Here is a 230-nt window from a genome sequence, read left to right as displayed (position 1 = left end):
GAACGGCTGGTGACCGAACCCTTTCACCTGTCGCCGGATTCCCCCATGGGCCGCGCCCGGCAGGATCTGGTGGCGCAGGTGCTGGCGGACGTGGGCCTGTCCGCTGCCGACGCGCAGAAATACCCACATCAGTTCTCCGGGGGTCACCGCCAGCGTATCGCCATCGCCCGGGCGCGCCTCACTCGGCCTGGACTGATCCTCTTTGGTGCGGCGGTGCCGGCGCTGGAGGG

The 230-nt window shown here is 70.0% G+C and carries 1 protein-coding gene; it reads left to right on the top strand.

The genetic code is table 11. The features are described 5' to 3' along the window. Positions 1 to 230: ATP-binding cassette domain-containing protein (locus tag R0J92_RS27410; RefSeq protein ID WP_411053998.1), on the top strand; the 230-nt coding region annotated here is incomplete at both ends.

This window comes from Tritonibacter sp. SIMBA_163 (assembly GCF_046535935.1).
GTDB lineage: Bacteria > Pseudomonadota > Alphaproteobacteria > Rhodobacterales > Rhodobacteraceae > Epibacterium > Epibacterium scottomollicae.
Note: the sequence above shows the minus strand (reverse complement) of the source record. Positions and strands in the feature narration are given on the sequence as shown.